At 62.9% G+C, this 6216-nt stretch carries 2 protein-coding genes; both read left to right on the top strand.

What is annotated here, in order from left to right; translation table 11 throughout:
- On the top strand, positions 1-712 hold a 712-nt coding region (locus HGB10_11710; protein ID NTU72468.1), incomplete at its 5' end, for an ATP-binding cassette domain-containing protein.
- A 128-nt stretch (positions 713-840) separates the two neighbouring features.
- Positions 841-6093 carry a hypothetical protein gene (locus tag HGB10_11705; protein NTU72467.1) on the top strand — a complete coding sequence of 1751 codons (5253 nt, stop codon included), beginning with the start codon at positions 841-843 and terminating at the stop codon, positions 6091-6093.
- Positions 6094-6216 lie beyond the last annotated feature (123 nt).

Genomic DNA, 6216 nt, shown 5'->3' with positions numbered 1-6216 from the left:
CGATGAGTTCCGCATCGCCGCCGGCGAGCGGCTGGTGGTCTTGGGCCCCAACGGCGCGGGCAAGTCGACGCTCATCAAGCTGCTGACCAAAGAGGTGCTGCCGCTGTGGGCCGACCCGCCGCCGGTGCGCTTCCTCGGCGAGCCGCGTTACGAGCTGCGCGAGGCCAGGCGGCTCCTAGGTGTGGTGTCCGCGAGCGCTCAGGACGAGGCAGACGTGATGCTGCCGGCTATCGAGGTGGTTCTCGGCGGGTTCTTCGGCGCGCTCGGGGTGCCGCCCCGCACGTGCGTGACCGACGAGCAGCGAGCCGCAGCGCAGGCCGCTCTCGCCGAACTCGAGGTCGCGCACCTTGCCGAGCGCACGATGACGACGCTTTCGACCGGAGAGGCCAGGCGCGTGCTGTTCGCGCGGGCGCTGGTGCACGACCCCGCGGTGCTCGTGCTCGATGAGCCGTGCGCCGGACTCGACCCGCACGCGGCTTACCACGTACGGCGTGCGCTGCGCACGCTGGCGGCGGGCGGGCGATCGCTGGTGCTCGTGACGCACCACGTCGAAGACATCGTCCCCGAGATCGACCGCGCGGTGCTGCTGCGTGACGGACGCATCGTCGCGGACGGACCGAAAGCCGAACTCATGACGGCTGAGTCGCTCGGCGCGCTGTTCGACATCCCGCTCGAGGTCGAAGAGCGGGACGGCGAGTACCGAATCTGGTGACCGTTGGCGAGCCTGCGCTCGAAAATGTCACTAGGTGGGTATAGTCTCTAGACATCTTCAGGGGAGGATGCCTCGGGGGGAACGGGCCTAAATGGGTCCGCCGAGGAGGCCAGAGAAGGGAAGCCGTGATGAGCTCTCGTATTCGCGCGCTGTTACTAGCCATGCTTGCAGTAGTGATCGTGCTTGCAGGCGCTCAGGCTGCATTCGCAGCGACAATCGCGGTGCCGGCGGACTACGGCACCATCCAAGCCGCCATAGCAGCGGCTTCGGCCGGCGATACAATCCAGGTCGCGTCCGGCAGTTATGTCGAGACAGGCCAGATCGTCGTCGACAAGAATCTGGCAATCGTCGGTGCGGGTAAGTCCGCAACGGTGATCAAGGCCGGTGCCGACACAGGCGCGAGCGGAGATGCCCGCGGCTGGTGGTTCGTGCAGCAGGGGGTCGCATTCGACCTGAGCGGCGCGACTCTCGACGGCAACGGTTACATGATCAGCCAGGGCATACGGCACCTTGGTACGGGAACCATCGATGACGCGCGATTCACCGCGATGACCTATGGCCCCGCATCCTCATATGCCGGCGCAGCCGTCGTCGCATCCGGCGGCGTCGGAGCGGTTGATGTCTCCGACTCCACCTTCGACAACATCGGTCGCATCGGCGTCGTCTACTACGGCGCGGGCACCACCGGCACGTATACGCGCAACACCTACACCGGCAAGGGTGTCGGCGACTGGCTCGACTATGCAGTCGAGGTCGGCGCCGGTGGCGTGGCCACCGTTTCGGACTCAACGATCACAAATTGCGGGGGAACTGCCGAGGTAGACCTCTCTCCCTCGGCGGCGATCTTCGCTTCCACCTACAGGGGCGCCGGCACTCAGGCGACCGTGACCGGGTGCACGATCACCGACAACAACGTCGGAATCACGATCGGTATCCTTGAGAACGATACGACGGTACTTCACGCCCATGGCAACACCATCGCGAACAACGCATGGGGTGCCGACAACTGGGGCAGCGGCGTCTTTGACGGCACAGGCAACTGGTGGGGCGACGCGAGTGGCCCGCACAACGACACCACGAACCCGTATGGTGCGGGTAATGACGCGTGGGACACGGTCATCTTCAATCCGTGGAGCAACACCAGCGCGAACACCTCGAAGACGTACTTCGTCGGTACCGCGCAGCTGTACACCACCATCGCAGCGGCAATGACCGCAGCGGCAGATGGCGACACCGTCTGCATCGATGGTAACTTCAGGGAGCCTGCGGCGCAGGTCGCTTTCCCGTCGGCGAAGTCGCTGACGCTTACGGCTATCACATCGACGTCAACGCTGACCGGTACGGGTAACACCGCCGCGTACAGCGGGCCGCCGACCTCGAACCCGCTGCAGGCGTTCGTCCTCACGAACCCCGCAAGCGGAAAGACCCACACCGTCACCGGTATCACGGTTGACGGCGAGAGCGGATCTGGCCGTCTGGTAGCTGCGGGAATAATGTCCTCGAAGCTTGCGTCGGGCACGACTGAAGTGGCCGATGTGACGCTCAAGAACATCAAGTCCGCCGCCAACCGCGGCTACGCCGTCATGGCGGTAGGCGGCACCAACAACATCTCAGGCTGCGCTGTCACCAACACCGAGCGTGTTGGATACGAACTGCGCGGTGGCACGGGTGCCGTCACCAACAGCTCGTACGTGGGGGCTGGTCTCGGTACGAAGCTTGACTACGGCATCATGAGTAACTTCGGTGCTGGCGATTACACGCTGACCGGTAATGCGATCAGCCAGTGCGGCCAGTCTGGCGAGCTCGACTGGTCGTCGGCGTGTATCGGCGTCTGGGACCAGACCGCCGGAACCACGACGAGCATCAGCGGCAACAACCTGTCCGACTCCCAGCTGGGAATCGGTGGCCAGGGCTTTGCTGGTAACGTGAACACGATCGAAATCGGTGAGAACACCATTAGTGATTGCGTCACCGGTTTCCAAGTTGTCGGCTACGACGGCTACCCCACCAACAAGCAGAACATCACGCTCAACGGTGTGCACTTCCTACGCATCGGCGACAAAGCGGTCTTTGTTGATGGCGACACGTGGCTCGCCGATGCATCGAAGATCGTCGTGACCAACTGCGACTTCACAGACTGCCTCTACTCCATCTGGAATGACCACTCCATCGCTGTACCGGCGACGAACAACTGGTGGAACGCAGCAAGTGGTCCGCTGCACACCGTGACCAACCCGGCTGGCGCAGGCGAAGAGGCCTCGGGTGCTGTGACCTTCAACCCGTGGTTCAACACCGCCGGGATGACGGCCAAGTCCTATGGTGTTGGGGCCGGCAAGACCTTCACGACCATCCAGTCCGCGATCGACGCAGCCGCGGCTGGCGACACGATTCTCGTGGACGCCGGCACCTATGCGGAGGACGTCGACGTCACCAAGGCCTTGACCATCACAGGGTCGAGCGCAATTGTCGACGGTGCATTCAAGTTCTCGGGCAAGCCGGTCACGGTGACCGGAGTGACGCTCGCGAGCGGGCACACTTGGGATGTCGCAACGACGGGCGCGATCTCGGACGCGATCGCTGCCTCGACGGCGGGCGACACGGTTCGTCTGCTCAATGGTGTCCACATCGCCTCCAACACCAACATCAACAAGGCAATCACCGTCCAGGGGCAGTCGCGTGCGGGTGCCATCCTGGCTCCGGCTGCCAATGACGGTCAGGCGAACCTGACCTATGGCACGGACTCCCAGCAAGGTCTCATCGCATCGGCCAGCGGTGTGACCGTCAAAGACATGACCATCGATGGTGATGCCAATAACATCGCCAACGGCGGAACGCTTCTCAACCAGCATAACTTCCGTGTCGGTGTGCAGAACACACCGGATGGCGTGACCGGGTCGAACAACCTCACGGTGGACAACGTGACCATCCGCAACATCGTTCGTCGCGGCGTCAACCTGTTCCCCGCGTCCTCGACCGGCCATGTGATCTCGAACAACACTGTCGAGTATGTGACCTACATGCAGGGCATCTTCTCCGGTGCCAACTCAGTCACCGTCAGCGGCAACACGGTGCGCTATGTCGGCATGGGCATCTCGGTCCAGCCGACGCTACCCAACGGATCACCGCTGGTGCTGAACGTCACCAACAACACGCTGACCAACATCAGTGGTGACTACAGCCTGTACTACGGTCACGATTGGCCGTCTGCCGGCATCTACTTCCGTAACCCCAACTACGACGCGACCATCAACGTCACGGGCAACAGCCTGACGCTTGGCCACGGCATCGAGGCATCTGGCATGCCTGGGGTCCTCGGCATGTACATGTACAACGCCAACGGCAGCAGCTCGATCAGCAACAACACCATCAACACGGTGGCCGGCACCAACAACTGGGGCATCTACCTGGGCGGTTGCGCGGGAACGACCGTTGATGGCAACACGTTCACGATGAACGACACGGACTCCGGCATCTACCTTGGTCGCGGATCAAGCACCACCGGCACTGCCGCAGTTCCGAACATCATCAGCAACAACACCTTCACCTCCACTGCTCGCTCATCGAGCAACATCTCAGAGAGCACCGCGCTGCTTCAGAGCACTGACGGCGGCGTGTTCTGGATGACTGAGATTCCCTTCAACACCAACAACACGATCACCAACAACAGCATCACGGGCTTCGTCCGCGGTGCAACGTTCCATCGGGCCGCGACGGGCACTTATGTGGCCGCCGGCTCGTCTGTCAATGCGACCATGCGGCTGAACAGCATCCGCGGGAACACGCTGTACGGCGTTGACGCCTCGACGCTCACCGGCGACATCGACGCCGTGAGCAACTACTGGGGCACTGTTTCAGGTCCCTACAACGCGACGACCAATCCTTCAGGTACCGGCAACGCGGTCTCCGACCACGTGCTCTATAACCCGTTCCTGCTGGGCATCGGACCGTGCAACGTCGCCGGTGTCATCACGGACTACTATGGCGATCCGCTCTACCACATGGTCGCCTCGGTCTATGACGCAACGACTCACGCGCATGTCCGCTCGGTCTTCACCGATGCTGGCGGCAACTACGTCATCGCAGGGCTTCAGCCCGGCAGCTATCACGTCCGTTTCGTTCAGGAGGGCGGAGCGACGTACGGTCGTTACGCGTACTACCTCGACGCCGAGAAGATCGGCGACGCAGCAGTAGTCACGGTTGAGTCCGGTCAGGTCTACACCGCAAGCATGCAGATGACGCCGCTCCCGATGGAGTACGGCATCAATGGCGTCCTGCGCGACTCCGCGCATGAGCCGATGGCTGGCGCCACGGTGTCCGTCTTTGACGCGATCACGCACGCGCACGTCAGGGGCGTCTTCACCAACGGCGGTGGCTACTTCGAGTTCAAGAACCTCCCAGTCGGCACGTATCACGTGCGCTTCACTGGCACGACGCCGGCCAACCTCACGCAGTACTACAACGCGGCAGCCACGATCAGCGCCGCGGCTGAGGTCACCGTATATGACAGCGGCTACACCGAGGTCTCGAGTGACCTTTCGCAGGTCTTCCCCGCACCGATCATCACAGGCCTCACGCCAGCCTCGGGCGGCGTCGGCTCGGTCGTGACCATCAGCGGCCAGAACTTCACGAACGCCACCGACGTCCTCTTCAACGGCACGCCCGCGGCATTCAGTGTGGTCAACTCGACGAAGATCACGGCAACCGTACCAGTCGGAGCAACGACCGGTGCTATCACGGTGACGACCAATGGCGGCACAGCGACAAGTGCCTCGAACTACACCGTGGTCGCCGTTCAGACGATCACGGGCACGATCACCAACGGTGCCTCGCCGCTTGCCGGCATGGTGGTCTCGGCGTTTGACGCGACCACCCACACCTACGTCAAGGGCGTGTTCACCAACCTGGGTGGCGTGTACACGATGACTGGCATCCCCGCAGGTACGTATCACCTGCGCTTCAGCGGGATGACCCCGTCGTCTCTCACGCAGTACTACGATCACTCGTCGACCATCACTGGCGCAGCCGAGGTCGTTGTCGGTGCCGGCGGAACCACCGAGGTTTCGTCCAACCTGGCGCCGCTGTACACGGGTAACGGGACCATCTCGGGCACCATCTCGAGCAACGACGGCCCCATGAACCGTTGTGTGGTCACCGCGTTCAATGCGACCACACACTCGTATGTGAAGGCGACCTTCACCAACGCGAGCGGAGATTACTCGCTGTCGCTTCCCGCCGGTGAGTACCATCTGCGCTTCACCGGTACCACTCCGTCGAATCTGACTCAGTACTACAACCACAGTGGCACGGTTGCTGGTGCCCAGGTCATATCGGTACTCGGCGACGAAGTCGCCACGATCTCGAGCAACCTCTCACCGCTGTAGCGGAGAGGGTTCGCGACAGGCACTGAGTGCGCAGCGCACCCGCCGTCGGCACAAGCCGGCGGCGGGTGCTTGCGTACGAGCATGCGGCGTATACTCGGAACAGGGGCCGCCCGCGGATTCATG

This window comes from Coriobacteriia bacterium (assembly GCA_013334745.1).
Classification (GTDB): Bacteria; Actinomycetota; Coriobacteriia; order Anaerosomatales; family JAAXUF01; genus JAAXWY01.
This window is presented reverse-complemented; position numbering and strand designations above follow the sequence as displayed.